Genomic DNA, 22,311 nt, shown 5'->3' on the forward strand with positions numbered 1-22,311 from the left:
GGGCGCTCGGTACCACTCGGAGGCCCTGGTGGCGGATGAGCGCAGCAGCAGCCATGCTGTGGCGTTACCTGGAAGGAGCGGCAATGGACGTGCAATGGTGGTACTGGCTGGTGCTGGGCGTCGGCCTGATGCTGAGCGAATTGGTGGTGCCGGCCTTTTTCCTGATCTGGTTCGGCCTGGGCGCCCTGCTGGTCGGCGTGCTGCTGCTGGTACTGCCGGCCCTGGCGCTGGCCGTGCAACTGCTGGTCTGGAGTCTGGCCTCGCTGGTGGCGGTGTTTCTCTGGTTTCGCTATGGCAAGGACCGTGGCAAGCCCGGTGAAGACTGGAGCGCCGACGTCCATCTGGGCGAGATCGGCCTGCTGGTCGCGGCGGTCGGCCCCTTCGCCCGTGGCCGCGTGCGCTTCCAGAAACCCATCCTCGGCAGCGATGAATGGCCCTGCCTGGCCGACGCCGAGATCGCGGCCGGCGAGCGGGTTCGACTGCTCGCCTTCGAAGGCAACCTGGTCAAGGTCGCCCGTCAATCCTGACGTCTTCCATCCATAGGGACATCGTCCATGAGTGTCAGTCTTATCGTCGCCCTGCTGTTGCTGGTCTTCATCGTCGTCACCGTCGCCAAGGGCGTGCGCCTGGTGCCCCAGGGGCAGGAGTGGATCGTCGAGCGCCTCGGCAAGTACCGCACCACCCTCAAGCCCGGGCTGAATTTCCTCATCCCCTACATGGACCAGGTCAGCTACCGCCTCAGTACCAAGGACCTGATCCTCGATGTGCAGCAACAGGAGGTCATCACCCGCGACAATGCGGTGATCCTGGCCAATGCCCTGTGCTTCGCCAAGATCGTCGATCCGGCCAAGGCGGCCTATGGCGTGGAAGACTATGCCCAGGCCATCACCAGCCTGGCGATGACCTCGCTGCGCGCCATCATCGGCGAGATGGAACTGGACCAGGCGCTGTCCTCGCGGGACGAGATCAAGGCGCGGCTGAGGGTCAGCATGGCCGAGCAGACCGTGGACTGGGGCATCACCGTCAAGGCGGTGGAGGTGCAGGAACTCAAGCCGACCCCGTCGATGCAGGCGGCGATGGAAATGCAGGCGGCCGCCGAGCGGGAGCGCAAGGCGGTGGTGACCCGGGCCGAAGGCGCCAAGCAGGCCGCCATCCTGGAGGCCGATGCCCGTCTCGAAGCCGCCAAGCGCGACGGCGTGGCCCAGGTGACCCTGGCGCAGGCCTCCGCCGCCGCCCTGAGCAAGATCTCCGAAGCCGTGGGCAGCGAACCGACGCCGGTGCTCTATCTGCTGGGCGAGCGTTATATCAATGCCATGGAAAAGCTGGCCACCAGCGAGAACGCGAAGACGGTGGTCCTGCCGGCCGATATCCAGCAGACGCTGCGTGGCCTGCTGGGGACCAAGTCCTAGTCCGGCAATTGTCGCGGGCCTGCCCTAGCCCTGCTTCGGCAGGCGCCGATAGAGCTGCTCGACCTTTTCCCGCGCCCAGGGCGTGCGGCGCAGGAAGGTCAGGCTGGATTTGATACTGGGCTCATGGGTGAAGCAGCGCAGCGGGATGCGTCGGCCGAGTTCTTCCCAGCCATGATGCTCCACCAGGCGGGTGAGCAGGGCTTCGAGGGTGATGCCTTCGAGGGAGGTGCGGGGCTTGTCGGACATCGGCTGGGCTCTGGATGAAGGGAGGGCAGTGTAGCCGCTGCAACAGCGCGCCGCGCGTCGAAGCGGTCGACAGTCCACAAACAATGCTGTTCGATAATCGAACTGTTAGTCGATTATCGGATTGTTTGCGTGGGTAGGGCTTTGTAGTCTGGCTCCAGACCGCCGCACCGGGCGGCGCCGACAACAAAGACGCGAGTCGACAATCCATGGCCCAGATCCTGTCCCTGAGCGAAGCCATCCAGCGCTTCGTCCACGATGGCGAGACCGTCGCCCTCGAAGGCTTCACCCATCTCATTCCGACCGCCGCCGCTCACGAGCTGATCCGCCAGAACCGGCGCGACATGACCCTGGTGCGTATGACCCCCGACCTGGTCTATGACCTGCTGATCGGTGCCGGCTGTGCCAAGCGGCTGATCTTCTCCTGGGGCGGCAATCCCGGGGTCGGCTCCCTGCACCGCCTGCGTGATGCGGTGGAAAAGGGCTGGCCGCACAAGCTGGAGATTTCCGAGCACAGCCACGCGGCCCTGGCCAACGCCTATGTCGCCGGCGCCTCCAACCTGCCCTTCGCCGTCCTGCGCGGCTACCAGGGCTCGGACCTGGCCAAGGTCAATCCGGACATCAGGTTCATCGCCTGCCCCTTCACCGGCGAGCAGCTCGCCGCGGTGCCCAGCGTGCGCCCCGACGTCACCGTCATCCATGCGCAGAAGGCCGACCGCCAGGGCAACGTGCTGATCCAGGGCATCCTCGGCGTGCAGAAGGAAGCGGCGCTGGCCGCCCAGCGCTGCATCGTCACCGTGGAGGAGATCGTCGACGACCTCCAGGCGCCAATGAACGCCTGCGTACTGCCGACCTGGGCGCTCAGCGCGGTCTGCGTGGTGCCGGGCGGGGCGCATCCGTCCTATGCCCACGGCTACTACGAGCGGGACAATCGTTTCTACCAGGCCTGGGACCCGATCGCTCGCGACCGCGACACCTTTACCCAGTGGATCGACACCTACATCCGCGGTACCGCGGACTTCGCCGCCTTCCAGGCGAAGCTGGCTGCGGAGGCCTGAATCATGAGCGACTTCACCACCAATGAAATGATGACCGTGGCCGCCGCACGCCGCCTCGGCAATGGCAGCGTCTGCTTCGTCGGCATCGGCCTGCCGTCCACCGCCGCCAACCTGGCACGCCTGACCCATGCGCCGGACGTGGTGCTGATCTACGAATCCGGCCCCATCGGTGCCAAGCCCTCGGTGCTGCCGCTGTCCATCGGCGACGGCGAACTGGCCGAGACCGCCGACACCGTGGTGCCCACCGGCGAGATCTTCCGCTACTGGCTGCAGGGCGGACGCATCGACGTGGGCTTTCTGGGTGCGGCCCAGGTCGACCGCTTCGGCAACATCAACACCACGGTGATCGGCGACTACCACCAGCCCAAGGTTCGCCTGCCGGGCGCCGGCGGCGCGCCGGAGATCGCCGGCTCGGCCAAGGAGGTGCTGATCATCCTCAAGCAGTCGCACCGCAGCTTTGTCGACAAGCTGGCCTTCATCACCTCGGTGGGCTTCGGCGAGGGTGGCGATCATCGCCAGCAGCTGGGTCTGCCGGGCAAGGGGCCGACCGCCATCATCACCGATCTCTGCATCATGGAGCCGGAAGCCGGCACCCACGAATTCGTGGTGACCGCCCTGCATCCCGGAGTGAACCGCGAACAGGTGGTGGCCGCCACCGGCTGGGCCATCCGCTTCGCCGACCAGGTCGCCACCAGCGCGGCGCCGACAGCAACCGAACTCGCGGCCCTGCGTGATCTGCAGGCCCGGACCAATGCCGCCCACGGCGGCCAGAAAGGAGCTGAGGAATGAGTCGCCCCGTCTATATCTGCGACGCCATTCGGACCCCCATCGGCCGGCTCAACGGCGGACTTTCCGCGGTGCGCGCCGATGACCTGGCGGCCATTCCGCTCAAGGCGCTGCAGGAGCGCAATCCCCAGGTGGACTGGACGGCGGTGGACGAGGTGTTCATGGGCTGCGCCAACCAGGCCGGGGAAGACAACCGCAACGTGGCGCGCATGGCAGTGCTGCTGTCGGGACTACCGGAAACGGTGCCGGGCGTGACCCTCAATCGCCTCTGCGCTTCGGGCATGGAGGCGGTGGGCCAGGCCTATCGCGCCATCGCCCTCGGCGAGATGGAGCTGGTGATCGCTGCCGGGGTGGAATCCATGACCCGCGCACCCTATGTGATGGGCAAGGCCGACAGCGCCTTCGGTCGCGGCCAGAAGCTGGAAGACACCACCCTGGGCTGGCGCTTCGTCAATCCGGCGATGAAGGAGACCTACGGCGTCGACAGCATGCCGGTCACCGGCGACAACGTCGCCGCCGACTATGGCGTCAGCCGCGCCGACCAGGACGCCTTCGGCCTGCGCAGCCAGCAGCGCGCCGCGGCGGCCCAGGAATCCGGCTACTACGCCGAGGAAATCGTCCCGGTGACGATCAAGGGCAAGAAGGGCGACCTGGTGGTGGCGCAGGACGAGCATCCGCGTCCGGACACCACCGCAGAAGGCCTGGCCAAGCTCAAGCCGGTCAACGGCCCGGACCGGACCGTGACCGCGGGCAACGCCTCGGGTCTCAACGACGGCGCCTCGGCGATCATCCTGGCCTCGGCGGAAGCGGTGCAGAAGCACGGCCTCACGCCCCGCGCCCGGGTACTGGGCATGGCCAGCGGCGGGGTGGCGCCGCGCATCATGGGCGTCGGTCCGACCCCGGCAGTGCGCAAGCTGCTGCAGCAACTGGACCTGTCCATCGAGGCCTTCGACGTCATCGAGCTCAACGAGGCCTTCGCCGCCCAGGGCATCGCCGTCCTGCGCGAGCTGGGCGTGGCCGACGACAGCCCCAAGGTCAATCCCAATGGCGGCGCCATCGCCCTGGGTCATCCCCTGGGCATGAGCGGCAACCGCCTGGTGCTCACTGCGGTGCACCACTTGGAAAAGACCGGCGGCCGCCTGGGGCTCGCCACCATGTGCGTGGGCGTCGGCCAGGGGCTGGCGCTGGCGGTGGAGCGGGTGGACGGGATCTGAGGCTTTGGCGCTTGGGCGCTTAGGCAATCGCGGCCATGGCGGTCCGCCGATGCGGCCGCTTCTACAAGAGCTCGATGTACTTGTAGGAGCGGCCCATGGCCGCGATAAGCCTCTCACTGCAGAGCGGCTAGGCCGGAAAATCGCCCCGGTTTCACTTCTTCTACGCCCACACTTCCCTGTAACCGCGTGTGTCTCTCCTGGTCCGATGGCGGTAGGCTGTCCCCCGTCCATCCATACCTATAATTAAGGATCTCCATGAGCACTCACCTGCATTACAGCTTCGAGGAGCGCAAGAAGCGCATCTTCGCCATCGTCGGCGCCTCGTCTGGCAACCTGGTGGAATGGTTCGACTTCTACGTCTACGCCTTCTGCTCCATCTACTTTGCCGCCGCCTTCTTCCCGAAGAGCGATCCCACCGTGCAGCTGCTGAGCACCGCCGGCGTCTTTGCCGCGGGCTTCCTGATGCGGCCCCTGGGCGGCTGGATCTTCGGGCGCGTCGCCGACAAGTACGGCCGGCGCACCTCCATGGTCATTTCCATCCTGATGATGGGCGCCGGCTCCCTGGCCATCGCCTGCCTGCCCACCTATGCCAGCATCGGCGTCGCGGCGCCGGCCCTGCTGCTGCTCGCGCGCCTGCTGCAAGGCATCTCGGTGGGTGGTGAATACGGCACCACCGCCACCTACATGAGCGAGGTGGCCCTGCGTGGCCAGCGCGGCTTCTTCGCCTCCTTCCAGTACGTCACCCTGATCGGCGGCCAGCTGCTGGCGGTGCTGGTGGTGGTGATCCTGCAGCAGGTCCTGAGCGATGCCGACCTGCGTGCCTGGGGCTGGCGGATTCCTTTCCTGGTCGGCGCCGCTGCGGCCGTGGTCTCGCTGTTCCTGCGTCGCTCGCTGGAAGAGACCACCACCGCCGAGACCCGCGCCAACAAGGAGGCCGGTACCCTCAGCGGCCTGTTCAAGCACCACAAGGCAGCCTTCTTCACCGTGCTCGGCTATACCGCCGGCGGCTCGCTGATCTTCTATACCTTCACCACCTACATGCAGAAGTACCTGGTCAACACCAGCGGCATGGACGCCAAGACCGCCAGCGCCGTGATGACCTGTGCCCTGCTGGTGTTCATGCTCATGCAGCCGCTGTTCGGTATGCTCTCCGACCGCATCGGCCGGCGCGCCTCCATGCTGCTGTTCGGCGGCCTGGGCACGGTCTGCACTTGGCCGATCCTCACAGCGCTGGCCAGCGTCCAGAGTCCCTTCGTGGCCTTCCTGCTGATCTGCCTGGCCATGGCCATCATCAGCCTCTACACCTCCATCAGCGGTCTGGTGAAGGCGGAGATGTTCCCGCCGGAGGTGCGTGCCCTGGGCGTGGGCCTGTCCTATGCGGTGGCCAATGCCATCTTTGGCGGTTCGGCGGAATTCGTCGCCCTGAGCTTCAAGACCCAGGGGCATGAAGAAGTCTTCTACATCTATGTCTCGGTGATGCTGGCGGTGGCCTTCCTGGTCAGCCTGAGATTGCCGCGGCAGGCCACCTACCTGCATCACGACCACTAGGAGCAACCAACAAAACTACTGCGCGTCCGCCAGGCGGGCGCGTGCAGTGCTCGGAATCCTCATGTACCACTTGTACATTCCGGTTCCTGCGCGCCGCGCGCACCCGCCTGACAACCGCTCGCTACGCTTTGTTGGCCGCTCCGCCACTTGAGGAATCCCCATGTCCAACCTGCTATTCGACGCCTACTTCACCAGCGCCGCCATGCGCGCGGTGTTTTGTGACCACGGCCGACTGCAGGGCATGCTGGACTTCGAAGCGGCCCTGGCGCGCGCCGAGGCAGCGGTGGGGGTGATTCCGCAGACGGCGGTGGCGCCCATCGCCGCCGCCTGCCACGCCGAGCGGTATGACGCGGCCGAGCTGGCCCGGGCCGTGGTCAGCGCCGGCAACTCCGCCATTCCGCTGGTCAAGGCCCTGGGCCGGCAGATCGCCGCCCAGGACCCCGAGGCCGAACGCCATGTGCATCGCGGCGCCACCAGCCAGGACGCCATGGACAGCGGCCTGGTGCTGCAGATCCGCCAGGCGCTGGACCTGCTGGACGCCGACCTGGCGCACCTGGCCGAGGCCCTGGCCATCCAGGCCGAGCGCCATGCCGGTACCGTGCTGGCCGGCCGCACCTGGCTGCAGCACGCGACGCCGGTGACCCTCGGTATGAAGCTGGCCGGAGTGCTGGGCGCCATCACCCGGCATCGCCGGCGCCTGGCCGAACTGCGGCCGCGGGTGCTGGTGCTGCAATTCGGCGGAGCCTCGGGCAGCCTGGCCGCCCTGGGCGATCAGGCCCTGCCGGTGGCCGAGGTCCTGGCCCGGGAGCTGGCGCTGAGCCTGCCGGAGCAACCCTGGCACACCCAGCGCGATCGCCTGGTCGAGGTCGGCGCCTGGCTCGGCCTGGTAGCCGGCAGCCTGGGCAAGCTGGGGCGTGATCTGTCGCTGCTGATGCAGACCGAAGCCGCCGAGGTCTTCGAGCCCTCGGCGCCGGGCAAGGGGGGCTCTTCCACCATGCCGCACAAGCGCAATCCGGTGGGCGCCGCGGTGCTGATCGCCGCCGCCACCCGCGCGCCGGGTATGGTCAGCACCCTGTTTTCCGCCATGCCCCAGGAGCACGAGCGCAGCCTGGGGCTCTGGCACGCCGAGTGGGAGACCCTGCCGGAGCTGTTCTGCCTGGTCTCCGGCGCCCTGCAGCAGGCTCAGGCCATCGTCGCCGGGCTGGAGGTCGACGCCGCGCGCATGCAGGCCAACCTGCAACTGACCCACGGCCTGGTGCTGGCCGAGGCGGTCAGCATCGCCCTGGCCGGACGGCTGGGGCGCGAGGCCGCCCACCACCTGGTGGAGCAGAGCTGCAAGCGCGCCGTCCAGGAGGGGCGCCACCTGCGCCAGGTCCTCGGCGATACCCCGAGGTCACCGCCGAGCTTTCCAGTGCCGAGCTGGATCGACTGCTGGACCCCGCCCATTACCAGGGCCAGGCCCGGGCCTGGGTGGCTCGCGCCCTGGCCGAACACCGCACTTTGCTTGCCCATTCCTAGACCAGAGGACTGCCTGATGCCCAGCGTACGTCTCGCCGATGGCGACCTGAATTACCAACTGGAGGGCCCGCGGGCGCCCCCGTGCTGATCCTGTCCAACTCCCTGGGCACCAACCTGGCCATGTGGGACGACCAGGCCGCCGCCTTCAGCGAGCGCTTTCGCCTGCTGCGCTACGACACCCGCGGCCATGGCGCCTCCCTGGTGACGCCCGGCCCCTATCGCATGGACGGGAACGGTCGCGACGTCCTGGCCCTGGCCGACGCCCTAGGTATCGACCAATTCGCCTTCTGCGGCCTGTCCATGGGCGGCTCCATCGGCCAGTGGCTGGGCATCAACGCCCCGAGCGGGTCACCCGTCTGGTGCTGTGCAACACCGCCGCCAAGATCGGCACCCCCGAGGTGTGGAATACCCGCATCCAGACCGTCGAAGCCGGCGGCGAGCAGGCCATGCGCGACCTGCGCGACGCCTCCATCGGTCGCTGGTTCACCCCTGATTTCGCCAGCGCCGAGCCGGACCGGGTCGACCGCATCGTCGCCATGCTCGCCGGCACCTCGCCCCAGGGTTATGCGGCCAACTGCGCGGCGGTGCGCGATGCCGACTTCCGCGAGGTGTTGGATGCCATCCGTGCGCCGACGCTGATCGTCGCCGGCAGCCACGACGCCGTGACCACCCCGGCCGACGGCCGCTTCCTGCAGGAGCGCATCCCGGGCGCCGAGTACGTCGAGTTTCCCGCCGCCCACCTGTCCAACGTGCAGATGGGCGCTGCCTTTACCCAGCGCGTGCTGGCCTTTCTGAGCGCCTGAAGGAGTCGATCTTGGACGAAAGAGAACGTTATGAAGCCGGCATGCAGGTCCGCCGCGCGGTGCTGGGCGACGCCCACGTCGATCGCAGCCTGGAAAAGCTGACCCCCTTCAACGAAGAATTCCAGGAGATGATCACTCGCCACGCCTGGGGCGACATCTGGACCCGCCCGGGCCTGCCGCGGCACACCCGCAGCCTGATCACCATCGCCATGCTGATCGGCATGAATCGCGAAGGCGAACTCCGCCTGCACCTGCGTGCCGCCCGCAGCAACGGGGTGACACGAGAGGAGCTCAAGGAGCTGATCATGCAGAGCGCCATCTACTGCGGCATCCCGGCGGCCAACGCCACCTTCCACCTGGCGGAGGCGGTGTGGGATGAGTTGGGGGTGGAGTCGTTGGAGGGGTGAGTTTTCCCTTGGGCCCCTTGGATGAAGCCCGCCGGTTTGGATTTGGTGGGCGTTATTGGTTTTGAATGAGGCGTATGGCGTAGGTTGGGTTGAGCGTTAGCGAAGCCCAACATCACGGGGTTAGCCCTCGATACCTGGCTTTGCCTGCTGGTGCCCTAGCTGCTTATCGAAGTCTAGAGGAGGTCCTTGTTTCGCCCCCTCGGGCGAGTCACTTTTGCCAATCGCGGCAAAAGTAACCAAAAACGCTTGCCCCACGTTTCGGCCCTGCGCTGCGCTCCGGGTCCCCTCGCTCCGGTGCCGCTCCAGGGGCACGGCACGAAGGGGCTTCCTGCCCCTCGCGCCTTGCTCGGCGTCCTGCCTCGCATCCCCCTCCGCGACACCTACACTCGGCCTCACTGACGGGGCGGGGCGACAGCCTGAGGCTTGGGTGTTTAAAGGTTTGTAGCGTGGAAAACCGCGTAGCGTTTTCCACTGATACGCATGGCCATGCTTAGTGGACAAGGCTTCGCCGTTGTCCACGCTACGGCTACGGCTACGGCTACGGCTACGGCTACGGCTACGGCTACGGCTACGGCTACGGCTACGGGCTTTTTGTGGCTCTTCAACCAACACTTTCAGGCTAGCGAATCGCCCCGTTCAGGAGGGCGAACGCCAGTGTCGTGGAGTGGGTCGAGCCGCATGGATGCGGCGAGAGGTCCAGTGGGCCATGGACGGCCCATCTGGACCGACCCCGGAACGGCGCTGGTGCGAGCGCACCCGGAGCGAAGCGGAGGGCCGGATGGTCGGGGCAAGCGTTTTTGCTTACTTTTTTCGCGTTTGAAAAAAGTGAGTCGCCCGGGTGGGCGAAACAAAAAGCATGAAGGCGTTTGATAAACAGCTGAGGCACCAATAGGCCAGAGAGTTGGGCTTCGCTATCGCTCAACCCAACCTACAAAAGCGGCCCCCAGCCTAAGACCGAGGGCGTAGGCTTGTTATTTCGCCATCACCCGCGTAATCCGATCCCCCTCGGCATCATCCTGCCCCTTGGCCTTGTTCACCGCGTAGACCACACCCTTGCCATCCACCACCGCGTGGTTGGGATAGGTACCCAGCTCCAGGTTGGCCTTGATGGTGCCGTCCGGGTCGACCACGGTCAGGGTGCCGGCGCCGCGGTTGGTCACGTAGGCCAGGCGCTTGACCGGGTCGAAGGCCACGTTCAGCGCTCCGGCACCGGTAGTGACGTTGTGCAGGGTCTTGCCGGTCTTGGCGTCGACGATCAGCAGGTTGTCGCTGCCCTGGGCGGTGATGAACAGGCGATCGGTCTGGGGATCGTGGGCCACGCCCATGGGGGTCTTGGCGCCCTGGATCGGGAAGACCTTCTCGACCTGCTCGGTCTTGGCGTCGATCACCGCGGCTTCGTTGGTCTTCAGGCTGACGGCATAGAGCTTGTGCACCGCCGGGTCCAGGTGCATGCCGACCACGGCGAACTGCTCGCCGCGCACGCCCGATTCGATGGTGATGTGCTTGCGCACGGCCGGGGTCTTGGCGTCGAAGCTGACGATGTCCGGGGTCATGGCTGCCGAGGCGAAGGCGCGGTCGAGCTTCTCGTCGACCACCACGGTGTGGGCATGGGGCACGAGGCCGGGTTCGAATTGCTTGACCAGACCCAGGTCGCTCTGGCGATAGACCGCCACGGTGTTCTGCCGGGTGTTGGTGGTCCAGACGGTGCCGTTGCGATCGTCCACGCCTACGCCGTAGACGGCGTAGACACCGGCATCCGCGCCGGGGGCGGCCGCCGGGGTGAGCTGGCGTTCGATGGCCAGGTCCTTGGGATCGAGCTTGAGCAGCTGCGAGACCTTGACCGGCGGGCGGCCCACGGCCGAGGTGACGAAGAGGGCGCCGGTCTTGGCGCTGCTGTCCACCTGGTAGAGGCCCGGGACCAGTTTGACCGTGGTGAGGCTATAGGCGTCGGCGCCGGATAGCGGCACTACCGGCGAGACCTTGAGCGGGAAGACCGCGGCGCCCGAGGGCTGGGCGGTGCTGATGACGATGGGGTGCTGGCCGGGGGCGGCGTCTTCGGGGATGCGCAGGGTCGCCTTGAAGTTGCCCTGGGCATCGGCCACGTAGGCGGCGTCGGGGTTGAGCGCTACGCCGCCGCGGGACAGGGTGATCCGCTGACCGGGGGTGAAGCCGCGACCGTCCAGCGCCACCTCGCTACCGGCCAGGATGGCGGTGCCGGTGACGGGGCTGGCCTTGATCTCGCCGTGGTAGTCCGGATCGGGGGCTTCGAAGCTGGAACGCGCCTGGGCGGCTTGCCCACCCAGCGCCAGCAGGGTGGCCAACAAGGTAACGGAAAAGACGCGCCGGCCCTTGGCCGAAGACGCTGGAGCGATGTTCATCAGGGATTCCTTGTAGCGGCGATCAAGATACCCGCGCCAGAGCGCCGGGCGGCAGAGGCCCTCCTGGGCTAAGCCATGTTAAGGCGAAAGCGAAATACTTGCATTTAGATTTGCAAGGTTTAGGCGTGCTCGGCATCCGGGGTGTCGAGGGTGCGCTGCATCAGGCAGGCACCGGCGCCATAGCCGGCCAGCTTGGCCTTGAGCGCCGCATCGGCGGGAACCGGATGATAGTGGTGACGCTGCCAGTAGCCGATGGCACCGGACAGAGACACCAGCCGACCCTGGCGCAGGCGGGCACGCCGGGCCTGGCCCTTGGCATGGCGATAGAGGCGAGCGGCCACGCCCTGGCCCTGGGCCTCGGGGTGCACCGCGCAATCGTGCAGGAACCAGGTGGAAGCCTCGCTCGGCAGCTGCTGCAGGCGAGCCCCCAGCACCGGTGGCAGGCCGTCGTCCCAGGGATAGGCGATCAGATAGCCGCGCAGGCGATCTTCGGCATCGGTCGCCGCCCAGCAGTGCTCCGGGGCGAGCTCCAGGCGATTGACGTAGAAGGCGCGGTCTTCGAGCAGGTCGGCGGGGTAGGTGGCCGCCTGGATATCGAGAACGGCAGGGATATCGGTGGGGCGCAGCGGGCGTATCGAGGGCATGACGACGAGGCGAAAAGGTCCGGCCGGGCAGTATGGTCACTGCCCGGCCGGGAGGCAAATGCCTCGGAGCCGTGGGTGGTGAGTCCCGCTGACAAGCCTGCACCCTGGCACGAGGAACCGGATTCCGCCGACGACCTTGGCATGTCTGGCGCCGCCGCTGGCTTCAAGCCTTGGCGATCAGCCGCGAATTGCGCTCGTTGCGGAATTGCAGGTCCTCGATCCGCTGGGTCGCGGTCTCGGCTTCCTGGCGGGCGGCGAGGATGAGGTCGTGGTGCGGCGACTTGGCGCAGACCGGATCGGCGGTGCGCGCATCGCCGGTGAGCATGAAGGCCTGGCAGCGGCAGCCACCGTAGTCCTTTTCCTTCTCGTCGCAGGAGCGGCAGGGCTCGGGCATCCAGTCGTAGCCGCGGTAGACGTTGAAGCCGAAGGAGTCGTACCAGATGTGCCTGAGGTCCTGCTCCTTCACGTTGGGGAAGGCGATGGGCATCTGCCGGGCGCCGTGGCAGGGCAGGGCGGTGCCGTCCGGCGTGATGGTCAGGAACAGCTTGGCCCAGCCATCCATGCAGGCCTTGGGGCGCTCTTCGTAGTAGTCCGGGGTGACGAAGATCAGCTTGCAGGGATGATTCTCGGCCTTGAGGCGCGCGCGGTACTCGTTCGTGATGCCTTCGGCGCGCTCCAGCTGGGCCCTGGTCGGCAGGAGACCGGCGCGATTGCGCTCGGCCCAGCCATAAAACTGGCAGGTGGCGAGTTCGACGAAGTCGGCCTCCAGGGCCAGGCAGAGGTCGATGATCTGGTCGATGCGATCGATGTTGTGCCTGTGGGTGACGAAGTTGAGCACCATCGGGTAGCCATGGGCCTTGACCGCCTTGGCCATGGCCAGCTTCTGGGCGAAGGCCTTCTTCGAGCCGGCGAGCAGGTTGTTCACCTGTTCGTCGCTGGCCTGGAAGCTGATCTGGATATGGTCCAGGCCGGCTTCCTTGAACTCGGCGATGCGCGCCTCGGTGAGGCCGATGCCGGAGGTGATGAGGTTGGTGTAGTAGCCCAGCCGGCGCGCCTCGCGGATCAGCTCGGCGAGGTCCTGGCGCACCAGGGGTTCGCCCCCGGAGAAGCCGATCTGGGCCGCACCCATCTCCCGTGCCTCGGCCATGACCTTGAACCACTGTTCGGTGGTCAGCTCGCGCCTTTGGGCGGCGAAGTCCAGGGGATTGGAGCAGTAGGGGCACTGCAGCGGGCAGCGATAGGTGACCTCGGCCAGCAGCCACAGGGGCAGGCCAATGCTGGGCGCAGCAACGGTGGGCGGCTGCGGCAACTGCATGGGCGTGCCCGGCAGGCTGGTGTCAGCCGAGCAGGAGCCAGTGCTCGGCACGGGCGACCTCCATGAATTGTTCGACGTCCGCACCCAGTTCGGGAACGCCGGGGAAGCGTTCGTCGAGGGCTTCGATGATGGCGGCCACGTCACGCTGGCCGTCGATCAGCCCGCCGATGGCGGCGGCGCTGTCGTTGAGCTTGATCATGCCCTCGGGATAGAGCAGCACATGGGCGTCCTGCGCCGGCTCGAACTGGAAGCGGTAGCCGGGACGCCAGCGCGGCACCTGGGTGCGGTCGAAGCTCATAGGTCGATTCCTCGGTGCCAGCGACGCTCGGCGGTGACGCTGTGGTAGGGCGGGCGGTGCAGTTCGTAGGCCATGCTCATGGCGTCGAGCATGCTCCAGAGGATGTCCAGCTTGAACTGCAGGATCTCCAGCATGCGCTGCTGGGATTCCCAGGTGGTGTAGTGCTGCAGGGTGATCTGCAGGCCGTGCTCGACGTCGCGCCGCGCCTGGCCCAGGCGGGTGCGGAAGTATTCGTAGCCGGCCGGATCGATCCAGGGGTAGTGCTGTGGCCAGGCGTCCAGCCGCGACTGGTGGATCTGCGGCGCGAACAGCTCGGTCAGGGAGCTGCTGGCGGCCTCCTGCCAGGAGGCGCGGCGAGCGAAGTTGACGTAGGCGTCCACCGCGAAGCGCACCCCCGGCAGCACCAGTTCCTGGGAGAGCACCTGCTCGCGATCCAGGCCGGTGGCCTCGGCCAGGCGCAGCCAGGCCTCGATGCCGCCTTCGCTGCCGGGCTCGCCGTCATGGTCGAGGATGCGCTGCACCCACTCCCGACGGATCTCGCGATCCGGGCAGTTGGCCAGGATGGCGGCGTCCTTGAGCGGGATGTTGACCTGGTAGTAGAAGCGGTTGGCCACCCAGCCCTGGATCTGCTCGCGACTGGCGCGACCCTGGTACATGGCCACGTGATAGGGGTGGTGGATATGGTAGAGGTCGCCCTTGGCGCGCAGGGCGGCTTCGAATTCGGCGGGCGTGAGGGCGTTGGGCATGGCGTTCACAACTCGATGGACATCCCGTCCCAGGCGACTTCCACGCCCTGGCGCGCGACGATGGCGCGTTCGGGGAGTCTTCGTCCAGGATCGGATTGGTGTTGTTGATGTGGATCAGCACCTTGCGCTGGCGTTCGAAGCCGGCCAGCACCTCCAGCATGCCGCCGGGACCGCTTTGCGGCAGGTGGCCCATCTCGGTGCCGGTCCGGGTGCCCACGCCGCGACGCTGCATCTCGTCGTCGGTCCAGAGGGTGCCGTCCACCAGCAGGCAGTCGGCCTGGCCCATCAGCTCCAGCAGGGCGGCGTCCGGCTGGCCCAGGCCCGGGGCGTAGAACAGCTTGCCGCCGGTGCGCCTGTCATGGACCAGCAGCCCCAGGTTGTCGCCCGGGTGCGGATCGTGGCGATGGGGCGAATAGGGCGGCGCGGCGCTGCGCAGCGGAAAGGGCGTGAATTCCAGATTCGGACAGGCCGGAATGGTGAAGCTGCCGCTCAGGGCGATGGGCTGCCAGCTGAGCCCGCCGTTCCAGTGTTCGAGCATGTTGAACAGCGGAAAGCCGGTGGTGAGGTCCTGGTGGACCATCTCGGTGCACCAGACCTGGTGGGGGCAGCCTTCACGCAGGCTGAGCAGGCCGGTGGTGTGGTCGATCTGGCTGTCCAGCAGGACGATGGCGCGGATGCCGGTGTCGCGCAGGGCCCGCGCCGGCTGCAGCGGGGCGAAGCCGGCCAGCTGGGCGCGGATGTCGGGCGAGGCGTTGCACAGGATCCAGTTCACCCCGTCGTCGGACAGGGCGATGGAGGACTGGGTACGGGCCTGGGCCCTGAGGGTGCCCTTGCGGAAGCCGTCGCAATTGGCGCAATTGCAGTTCCACTGGGGAAAGCCACCGCCGGCGGCGGAGCCGAGAATCTGGATATGCATGGGAAAGGCTAAACCTGGAAAAAGTACGCCCCGGCGAACCGGGGCGTGGGGCGCATCAACGGTTGGCGAAGTACATGGTGACTTCGAAGCCGATGCGCAGGTCAGTGTAAGCAGGCTTGGTCCACATGGGAGGTCTCCTCTTTGACTGCGAAAGCCGGATGGATCCGGTCGTCAAGTCTAACAAATGTTATCTAGCTAAGGGTTTTTGCCGCGACGAATCGCTGGCGGTCCGGCGGACATAACTGTCTTACCGATCCTGCAACAGATTGACCGCCGGCAGCGGCCGACGCTCCCGGGAAAGTGTTGAAAGCTATGACATCCAGCCGGATGGCGCGTCGGCATTGGCCAGGGCGAAGCGCGGCGCGTCGCTGGCGATGAGTTGCTGCCAGGCCTGCTGCAGGGCCCTGTCGTCCAGGGCGGCCAGGGCTGCCTGCAAGGGCGAAAGGTCCAGCGTCCCGCTGCGCTGGAAGCCCCACCAGAGGCGCTCGGCCAGAGCTGCGCGCTGAGGGGTGGCGGGGCTGAAGTCGTGCACCAGCTGGCGGATGTTCTGCGCCAGCGGCGCACTCTCGGCCTGAATGGGGGCCAGGCTGTCAGCCAGGCAACCTTCGATTTCCGCCAGGATATCCGCCGCCCGGGCATGGGGTGACTGCACGCCGATCAGCAGGCCGCCGTGATCGCCCAGCTGGCGATAGGCGGAAAACACCGCATAGCCCAGTTGCCGCTCGCTGCGCAGACGCTGGAACAGCGGTCCTTGCAGGCGCGCCGCCAGCAGCCGCCAGGCGGCCTCGGTGGTGGGGCACGCATCGGGTTCCGGGCAGAACAGCAGCAGCGCCTGCTGGGCGTCGGTGCTGGGTTCGGGGTGCCAGTGGCGCCCGGTGAAGCTGGGCGGTTCACCCGGCGGCCCGGCCTGGGGCTGGGGCGGCGGGGTGACGGCAGCCAGGGATGCCTGCGCCGTTTGCGGCAGGCCGCAGGCCAGGGCTTGCCAACGCGGGCCTTCGGCAATCTCCGTCAGCGGCGTGACCGCAGTCAGTCGCTCGGGCAGGACCTTGAGCAGCTGGCGGATCAGCATGGGCTCTGGCGGTACCGCGGGTGCCGGGCTGCCGTTATCCCGCTCCGCTGTCAGGCGGCCGAGCGCCTGCTCCAGCACCGCCGGCAGCGCCGCGGCCCAGCCTTGCAGTCGCAACTCCCAGGGCGCCCCCGGTGGACTCCAGCGCAGGTTCACACCTGCCTCGGCGGCCAGCCGGGGGAGCGCGCCCAGTACCTGGGCATCGGGCGCGACCGGTCCCGGCCCCGGCCATCGCCAGCGCAGGAACAACAGGCCTTCGCGCTGCTGCGGGGCAAGGGCCTGGCTGATCGGCCAGGGTTGCAGCGCCGGGGCGCTCGAAGGTACGGGGTCAACGAGCAAAGGATTGGGCGGTGGCAGGGTAAAGGGAGCGGCGACGGGCGACGCCCGATCCGCTGCATCGGCCAGGCCGGCGGCGAAACCGCTGAGGCGTTCCGGGACCAGTTGCGCGAGCAGCCGCGGCCAGGCGGCCTGGGCGGCGGGCGAGAGGGCCGGTTGTGGCCAGGCGTTTCCTCGTCGATCCAGCCAGAGGCGTTCACCCAGGCGTCTTGCCAGCGCCAGGGCGGGCAGGGTGGCCCAGAGGCGCTGGATACGTTCGGCGTGGCCCTGCTGCAGCGCGGCGAGAGGTGTCTGGCGCAGGGTGTCCAGCCAGGCGAACAGGAGGCTGGTCAGGTGGCCGGGGCTGGCCTGAGGACCAGGTGAGAGATCCAGCTGGAGCAGGCCCTGGCCTGCCTGGCGATAGGGCCAGGCGAGGCTGAGCCGTGCCGCCTGGCCCGCCTGGCGCAGAAGGGCGGGCAGGCCGCCGGGATGGTCGCCGAGCAGCAGGGTCTCCAGCAGCTCCGCCGCTTCCCAGCTGCCGGGCGGCAGGTCGTCGAGAGCGAATTGCAGGGCCAGCCTGGGCGGGGTGGCGGTGATGGTCTGCCAGCGTTCGCCGGTGGCCGGGAGTGGCGGGGGCGTTGCATTTGCGGACGCAGAACCGGATGCCAGGACGGCACCCTGTTCGCGGGCCAGGTCTGCCAGTTCGGCCAGCGATTGTGGCCCGGCCAGCACCAGCAGAGCATTATCGGCGCGGTAGTGCTGGTGCTGGAAAGCGCGCAGCGCCCTTTGGAAGGCAGGGCTCTGCAGCGGCAGGCTATAGCGATTGCCGGCGTGAAAGCCGGCGGCGGGATGGTCCGCGGGCAGGGCGGCCGCCAGGGCCAGGTCGCGGCGGGTATCGGCGCTGCGCGACCATGCGATGAATTCGGCGTGCAGTACCTCGCGCTCGCGGCGCTGGGCGCCTGGTGCCAGCAGCGGTGCGGCGAGCATGTCCAGCAGTCGGGCGAGCCCGGCGGCCAGATGCTCGGGGGCCAGCGCAAAGAAAAAGTCGGTGGTGGTCTCGCGGGTGCTGGCGTTGAGTTCGCCGCCCAGGCGCTGCACCAGCGGCATCAGGCCGTCCGCCGCCGGATAGCGATGGCTGCCGAGAAAGAACAGGTGTTCGAGAAAGTGCGCCAGCCCCGGAAAGGCCCGCGGTGCCTGGTGACTGCCGGCGCCTATGCGGACCAGGGCGGCCGCCTGGGGCAGCTCGGGGTCGTGCAGCAGGGCGACGGCCAGGCCGTTGGCGAGGCGCAGTCGGCGGTGTTGGGAAAGAGAGCTGGGCATGGGGATAGCTTAACCGAGTCCAGGGGAGGGTGATGGAGCGGAGCGTGCCCTCACCCCGACCCTCTCCCTGGGGGAGAGGGGGAAGAGCGAGAGCCGTGCCTGGTTTGGCCCTCACCCCGGCCCTCTCCCCGAGGGAGAGGGGGAGGAGCGGGTGGGGTGCCCGGGTTGGTCCTAACCTTGGCCTTCTGCCGGGAGGAGACGGAGCGTTCGAGGCACGGTCTTGACACTGTAGCGTGGAAAACGGCGCAGCCTTTTCCGCTGGGCCTCAGGTGCCAGGGGCTCTTTTCATAGCAAGAAAAGCCCGGGCGAAAAAAATCCCGGCTGGGCCGGGATTTCGGGGTGGGGCGAGGGGGGTTCCAACAGGATGTCAAAAATGCTCGAAGCATCCTCGCCCCGAACCCTCTCCCGGAGGAGAGGGGAGCTCAGGCGCGGGCGCCCTTACTTCTTCTCGGGCAGGGCGAAGGCCATCACATAGTCACCCTGCTTGGTGCCCAGCGAGCCATGGCCGCCGGCATAGACCAGCACGTACTGGCGACCGTCCTTGCCGGTGTAGGTCATGGGGGTGGTCTGACCACCGGCCGGCAGGCGGCCTTTCCACAGTTCCTTGCCGTTCTTCACGTCATAGGCACGCAGGTACTGGTCCAGGGTGCCGCTGAGGAAGGCCACGCCACCGGCGGTGGTGACGGTGCCGCCCAGGCTGGGCACGCCCATGGGCAGGGGCAGCGGAACCGGCGAGTTGTCGCGCACGGTGCCGTTCTTGTGCTTGTAGACCAGTTTGCCGGTGGTCAGGTCGAGACCTGCCACATAGCCCCAGGCGGGTGCCTGGCAAGGCAGGCCCAGCGGCGACAGGAAGGCCGACAGGATCACGCCGTAGGGCGCGCCCTTGTTGGGCTGGATGCCCTCGGTCTCGCTCTTGCGCGCCGGCTGGTTGGCAATCTCTTCACGCGGCACCAGCTTGGAGGTGAAGGCCATGTAGCTGGGGTTGAGGAAGGCGATCTGGCGCACCGGATCGACCGAGAGGCCGCCCCAGTCGAACACGCCGAAGTTGCCCGGGTAGACGATCGACCCTTGCGTGGACGGCGGGGTGTAGATGCCCTCGTAGCGGTGCTCGCGGAAGGCGATGCGGCACAGCGCCTGGTCGAAGGGCGTACCGCCCCACATGTCGCTTTCCTTGAGGGTCGGCGCGGCCAGGTTGATCGAGGAGACCGGCTGGGTCGGCGAGGTGTGGTCGCCTTCCACCGCGCCCTGGGGCACCGGGGTTTCCTTGATCGGGTAGATGGGCTGACCATTGGTGCGGTCCAGCACATAGATGCTGCCCTGCTTGGTCGAGGCCATCAGCGCGGGTTTCACGCCGCCTTCGGTCTTGATGTCCACCAGGGTCGGCTGACCGCCCACGTCCATGTCCCAGAGGTCATGGTGGGTGAACTGGTAGTTCCAGCGCACCTTGCCGGTGGCGATGTCGAGGGCGACCACGCCGGCGCTGTACTTCTCGGAGGCCGGGGTACGGTCACCGCCCCACTGGTCGGGCATCTGGTTGCCCATGGGCAGATAGACCATGCCGATCTTTTCATCGACGGCCATCATCGACCACATGTTGGGCGAGTTGCGGGTGTAGATGCCATCGGCGGCGATGGGCGCGGTGGCGTCCGGATTGCCGCTGTCCCAGTTCCACACCAGCTTGCCGCTGTGCACGTCGTAGGCGCGGATCACGCCGGACGGCTCGTCGGTGGAGACGTTGTCGGTGACGTGGCCACCGATGATCACCAGGTTGCGGGTCACCGCTGGCGGCGAGGTGGAGTAGTAACCGCCGGGCGTGAAGCTGCCCATGTTGGCGGTCAGGTCGACCTGACCGTTGTCGCCGAAGTCGCTGCATACCTTGCCGGTGTCGGCGTTGATGGCGATCAGGCGGGTGTCGGCGGTGGGCAGGAACAGGCGGCGCGGGCAGCTGCTGGCGGCCGGGGTGCTCTGCTCGTCGACCGGGACGGCACTGCCGTTGGCCAGGCTCTGGCCCGCGGTGGTGGTGCCGGCGTAGGTGGCGTCGTCGTGGTAGGCCACGCCGCGGCAGGTCATGTGCGCCCAGCCCTTGAAGCTGTCGGCGTGCTGGGTGCTCAGCTTGGGATCGAAGCGCCAGATTTCCTTGCCGCTGTCGGGGTCCACGGCGATCACCTGGCTGTGCGGCGTGCAGACATAGAGCTTGCCGTTGACCTTGAGCGGGGTGTTTTCCGCGGTGGTCTCCTGGGGATCGTTCGGGCCGGGGATGTCGCCGGTACGGAAGGTCCAGGCCGGTTGCAGCTCCTTCACGTTGCTGACGTCGATCTGCTTGAGCGGCGAGTAGCGATCACCGAACGCGGTGCGGCCATAGGACGGCCAGTCGCCATCGGCGGCGGTCGGGGCGGCGCTTTCGACGCCAGCGGTATCGCGGCCCAGGTCACCGTCCAGACGGTTGTAGTTGACGAACTGGGCGATCAGGGCGACGACCGCGGCGATTACCAGGGAGCCGACCAGCGGCAGGCCGCCGCTACGGCTGTCCAGCGGACGGCGGAACACCGGGATCAGCAGCACCAGGCCGAGGACGAACCAGAGCGCCAGGCGCGGCACCAGTTGCCACCAGTCGAACTGGACTTCCAGTACGGCCCAGGCGGTGGAGACCACCAGGAAGAAGGCATAGACCCAGACCCCGCTGGCCCGCCGGATGCACAGCAGGTAACCACTCAGGGCGAGCAGCACGCCGCCGCCGAGGTAATACAGGGAGCCCCCGAGGGTGGCCAGTTTGATGCCCAGCCCCAGCAGGGCGAGGCCCAGGAGGATGAACAGGATGCCGAGTAACCTGGCAGGCAGGCCTCCCGGTCTCGCGTTGGAAGTGACAGTCATGGCAGCGCTCGCAATGCAATCGTGAAAAGAGACTTCGACTCGATCGACGACATCGCAAATCGGAACCGCATGCGGATCTGTCGTCTGCTACGTCTGAACCTGTTGTCTGTCTTATTGTTCCACCCCTTCGCCGGCTTCCCTGGCAGGAAGCTAGAGCGGTCGCGCTGAGGCGAAGCGGGGGATGGATCGGGGGCGTCGTCTGAATCGGGCGGGTAGATAGTAAGCTAAGCATTGACTGATGTCACTTCGCGATGACGGAAGGAAGGGACCCGTGGCGCGCCGTGCCTGCTAACATCGCGAGCCGTTTCCGCGATGCCTCCTGCCATGTCCGACGTGCTTGCCCTGGTCCAGGCGACCTTCGACGTCACCGCTCCGGTCTTCGCCCTGGTGCTGCTGGGCTGCGTGCTCAGGCGACTGGGCTGGATCGACACCCCCTTCATCAACACCGCCTCGGCGCTGGTGTTTCGCGCCACCATGCCGACCCTGCTGTTTCTCGGCATCCTCAAGGCCGATCTCGGCGAGGCGCTGCAGCCGCTGCTGCTGGGCTATTTCGCCCTGGCCACGGTGGCGAGTTTCCTGGCCGCCTGGGGCTGGGCGATCTGGCGCTGTCCCCATGCCGATCGCGGGGTCTATGTGCAGGGCGCCTTCCGCGGCAACTGCGGCATCGTCGGCCTGGCCCTGGCGACGACCCAGTACGGCGACTATGGATTGTCGGTGGGCGGGATCATGGCCGGCATGGTCATCCTCTTCTACAACGTGCTTTCGGCCATCGTGCTGGCGATCTACAGTCCGCACCTGGAAGCCAACTGGCGCACCCTCCTGCGCAGCATCCTCGGCAATCCGCTGATCATCGGCATCCTGCTGGCGATTCCCTTCGCCTATTTCCAGTGGCAGCTGCCGCGCTGGCTGGACACCTCGGCGCGCTACTTCGCGGGTCTCACCCTGCCGCTGGCGCTGATGTGCATCGGCGCCACCCTGTCACTGACCTCGCTGCGCGAGAGCAGCGGCCTGGCGCTGGGCGCCAGCCTGTGGAAGATCGTCTGGATTCCGCTGCTGGGCGTGCTGGGCGCCCTGGCGCTGGGCATCCAGGGACCGGCACTGGGCATCCTCTTTCTCTACCTGGGGTGCCCGACGGCCGCCTCGAGCTTCGTCATGGCCCGCGCCGCCGGCAGCAATGCCCAGCTGGCGGCGACCATCGTGGTGCTCAGTACCCTCGGCGGGATGCTGACCACCAACCTGGGCCTGCTCCTGCTGAAAGCATTCAGCCTGCTGTAGGGCGCGCCGGCCAGACATCGGCGTTGTGAGAACGTTTATCGGTTGGCGCCAGCTAAAAGTCAGATTTGAGCGTAATAGTGCGACGTCGCCCGTCCCAGGTCGTCTTGCCCTCTCTATACTTATCGCACTATCTACTTGCGAGGAGAGCGGCTGCTCACTACCCAAGCCCTACGCGTGGTAT

At 67.4% G+C, this 22,311-nt stretch carries 17 protein-coding genes, 1 other RNA gene and 3 pseudogenes; 11 read left to right on the forward strand and 10 right to left on the reverse strand.

Annotation, left to right across the window (positions count from 1 at the left end):
• The first annotated feature begins 83 nt into the window (after nt 1-83).
• A complete protein-coding gene (locus BGI51_RS10210) occupies nt 84-527 on the forward strand; it encodes an NfeD family protein (RefSeq protein ID WP_158891696.1) in 444 nt (147 codons plus the stop codon).
• 27 nt (nt 528-554) lie between these two features.
• A complete protein-coding gene (locus BGI51_RS10215; protein ID WP_187981038.1) occupies nt 555-1,409 on the forward strand; it encodes an SPFH domain-containing protein in 855 nt (284 codons plus the stop codon).
• A gap of 24 nt (nt 1,410-1,433) precedes the next feature.
• On the opposite strand, the gene BGI51_RS10220 is transcribed toward BGI51_RS10215, so the two are convergent.
• Nucleotides 1,434-1,655, reverse strand: a complete 222-nt coding sequence (locus BGI51_RS10220) for a VF530 family DNA-binding protein (RefSeq protein WP_187981039.1) — start codon at nt 1,653-1,655, stop codon at nt 1,434-1,436.
• 206 nt (nt 1,656-1,861) lie between these two features.
• Between BGI51_RS10220 and BGI51_RS10225 the strand changes: the two genes are divergently transcribed.
• From BGI51_RS10225 to pcaC, 8 genes and pseudogenes are all read left to right on the forward strand, one after another.
• Entirely contained in the window at nt 1,862-2,710 is an 849-nt protein-coding gene (locus BGI51_RS10225) for a CoA transferase subunit A (protein WP_187981040.1), read from the forward strand.
• Between the two features lie 3 nt (nt 2,711-2,713).
• Nucleotides 2,714-3,499, forward strand: coding sequence for a CoA-transferase subunit beta (locus BGI51_RS10230; RefSeq protein ID WP_187981041.1), 786 nt, complete (start codon nt 2,714-2,716; stop codon nt 3,497-3,499).
• Nucleotides 3,496-4,710, forward strand: coding sequence for a 3-oxoadipyl-CoA thiolase (pcaF, locus tag BGI51_RS10235; RefSeq protein WP_187981042.1), 1,215 nt, complete (start codon nt 3,496-3,498; stop codon nt 4,708-4,710). The genes BGI51_RS10230 and pcaF overlap by 4 nt, the downstream gene beginning before the upstream one ends.
• Before the next feature lie 255 nt (nt 4,711-4,965).
• Complete coding sequence (locus BGI51_RS10240) at nt 4,966-6,258, forward strand: MFS family transporter (protein ID WP_187981043.1); 1,293 nt, start codon at nt 4,966-4,968, stop codon at nt 6,256-6,258.
• Between the two features lie 61 nt (nt 6,259-6,319).
• Nucleotides 6,320-6,395: non-coding RNA, sX9 sRNA (locus BGI51_RS10245), on the forward strand.
• A 23-nt stretch (nt 6,396-6,418) separates the two neighbouring features.
• A pseudogene (locus BGI51_RS10250) lies at nt 6,419-7,776 on the forward strand (3-carboxy-cis,cis-muconate cycloisomerase).
• Between the two features lie 16 nt (nt 7,777-7,792).
• A pseudogene (gene pcaD, locus BGI51_RS10255) lies at nt 7,793-8,579 on the forward strand (3-oxoadipate enol-lactonase).
• 11 nt (nt 8,580-8,590) lie between these two features.
• Nucleotides 8,591-8,986 (forward strand): 4-carboxymuconolactone decarboxylase, encoded by a 396-nt coding sequence (gene pcaC / locus BGI51_RS10260; RefSeq protein ID WP_093257243.1) that lies wholly within the window; start codon nt 8,591-8,593, stop codon nt 8,984-8,986.
• A gap of 971 nt (nt 8,987-9,957) precedes the next feature.
• Here pcaC and BGI51_RS10265 read toward each other — a convergent pair.
• From BGI51_RS10265 to BGI51_RS10305, 9 genes and pseudogenes are all read right to left on the reverse strand, one after another.
• Nucleotides 9,958-11,364 (reverse strand): ATP-binding protein, encoded by a 1,407-nt coding sequence (locus BGI51_RS10265; protein WP_187981044.1) that lies wholly within the window; start codon nt 11,362-11,364, stop codon nt 9,958-9,960.
• Nucleotides 11,365-11,483: 119 nt separating this feature from the next.
• Complete coding sequence (locus BGI51_RS10270; RefSeq protein WP_187981045.1) at nt 11,484-12,008, reverse strand: GNAT family N-acetyltransferase; 525 nt, start codon at nt 12,006-12,008, stop codon at nt 11,484-11,486.
• A 163-nt stretch (nt 12,009-12,171) separates the two neighbouring features.
• Nucleotides 12,172-13,323 (reverse strand): pyrroloquinoline quinone biosynthesis protein PqqE, encoded by a 1,152-nt coding sequence (gene pqqE / locus BGI51_RS10275; protein ID WP_187981303.1) that lies wholly within the window; start codon nt 13,321-13,323, stop codon nt 12,172-12,174.
• A 22-nt stretch (nt 13,324-13,345) separates the two neighbouring features.
• Entirely contained in the window at nt 13,346-13,621 is a 276-nt protein-coding gene (pqqD, locus tag BGI51_RS10280; RefSeq protein ID WP_133862265.1) for a pyrroloquinoline quinone biosynthesis peptide chaperone PqqD, read from the reverse strand.
• Nucleotides 13,618-14,367, reverse strand: coding sequence for a pyrroloquinoline-quinone synthase PqqC (gene pqqC / locus BGI51_RS10285; RefSeq protein WP_187981046.1), 750 nt, complete (start codon nt 14,365-14,367; stop codon nt 13,618-13,620). The genes pqqD and pqqC overlap by 4 nt, the downstream gene beginning before the upstream one ends.
• 5 nt (nt 14,368-14,372) lie before the next feature.
• A pseudogene (gene pqqB, locus BGI51_RS10290) lies at nt 14,373-15,283 on the reverse strand (pyrroloquinoline quinone biosynthesis protein PqqB).
• Between the two features lie 55 nt (nt 15,284-15,338).
• A complete protein-coding gene (gene pqqA / locus BGI51_RS10295; protein ID WP_003243383.1) occupies nt 15,339-15,410 on the reverse strand; it encodes a pyrroloquinoline quinone precursor peptide PqqA in 72 nt (23 codons plus the stop codon).
• A 183-nt stretch (nt 15,411-15,593) separates the two neighbouring features.
• Entirely contained in the window at nt 15,594-17,984 is a 2,391-nt protein-coding gene (pqqF, locus tag BGI51_RS10300) for a pyrroloquinoline quinone biosynthesis protein PqqF (RefSeq protein ID WP_187981047.1), read from the reverse strand.
• Nucleotides 17,985-18,422: 438 nt separating this feature from the next.
• Nucleotides 18,423-20,855 (reverse strand): glucose/quinate/shikimate family membrane-bound PQQ-dependent dehydrogenase, encoded by a 2,433-nt coding sequence (locus tag BGI51_RS10305; protein WP_187981048.1) that lies wholly within the window; start codon nt 20,853-20,855, stop codon nt 18,423-18,425.
• A 333-nt stretch (nt 20,856-21,188) separates the two neighbouring features.
• Between BGI51_RS10305 and BGI51_RS10310 the strand changes: the two genes are divergently transcribed.
• Nucleotides 21,189-22,130: an AEC family transporter gene (locus BGI51_RS10310; protein ID WP_405046460.1), complete on the forward strand. Its 942-nt coding sequence runs from the start codon at nt 21,189-21,191 to the stop codon at nt 22,128-22,130.
• Nucleotides 22,131-22,311 lie beyond the last annotated feature (181 nt).

The organism is Pseudomonas oryzihabitans (assembly GCF_014522265.1).
Lineage (GTDB): Bacteria > Pseudomonadota > Gammaproteobacteria > Pseudomonadales > Pseudomonadaceae > Chryseomonas > Chryseomonas aestiva.

Coding starts and splice junctions, on each gene's coding strand:
- BGI51_RS10215 (WP_187981038.1), top strand. CDS start 555: ATGAGTGTCAGTCTTATCGTCGCCCTGCTGTTGCTGGTCTTCATCGTC.
- BGI51_RS10225 (WP_187981040.1), top strand. CDS start 1,862: ATGGCCCAGATCCTGTCCCTGAGCGAAGCCATCCAGCGCTTCGTCCAC.
- pqqC (WP_187981046.1), bottom strand. CDS start 14,367: ATGCCCAACGCCCTCACGCCCGCCGAATTCGAAGCCGCCCTGCGCGCC.
- pcaF (WP_187981042.1), top strand. CDS start 3,496: ATGAGTCGCCCCGTCTATATCTGCGACGCCATTCGGACCCCCATCGGC.
- BGI51_RS10230 (WP_187981041.1), top strand. CDS start 2,714: ATGAGCGACTTCACCACCAATGAAATGATGACCGTGGCCGCCGCACGC.
- pqqF (WP_187981047.1), bottom strand. CDS start 17,984: ATGCCCAGCTCTCTTTCCCAACACCGCCGACTGCGCCTCGCCAACGGC.
- BGI51_RS10210 (WP_158891696.1), top strand. CDS start 84: ATGGACGTGCAATGGTGGTACTGGCTGGTGCTGGGCGTCGGCCTGATG.
- BGI51_RS10305 (WP_187981048.1), bottom strand. CDS start 20,855: ATGACTGTCACTTCCAACGCGAGACCGGGAGGCCTGCCTGCCAGGTTA.
- BGI51_RS10265 (WP_187981044.1), bottom strand. CDS start 11,364: ATGAACATCGCTCCAGCGTCTTCGGCCAAGGGCCGGCGCGTCTTTTCC.
- BGI51_RS10220 (WP_187981039.1), bottom strand. CDS start 1,655: ATGTCCGACAAGCCCCGCACCTCCCTCGAAGGCATCACCCTCGAAGCC.
- pqqE (WP_187981303.1), bottom strand. CDS start 13,323: ATGCAGTTGCCGCAGCCGCCCACCGTTGCTGCGCCCAGCATTGGCCTG.
- pqqD (WP_133862265.1), bottom strand. CDS start 13,621: ATGAGCTTCGACCGCACCCAGGTGCCGCGCTGGCGTCCCGGCTACCGC.
- BGI51_RS10270 (WP_187981045.1), bottom strand. CDS start 12,008: ATGCCCTCGATACGCCCGCTGCGCCCCACCGATATCCCTGCCGTTCTC.
- BGI51_RS10240 (WP_187981043.1), top strand. CDS start 4,966: ATGAGCACTCACCTGCATTACAGCTTCGAGGAGCGCAAGAAGCGCATC.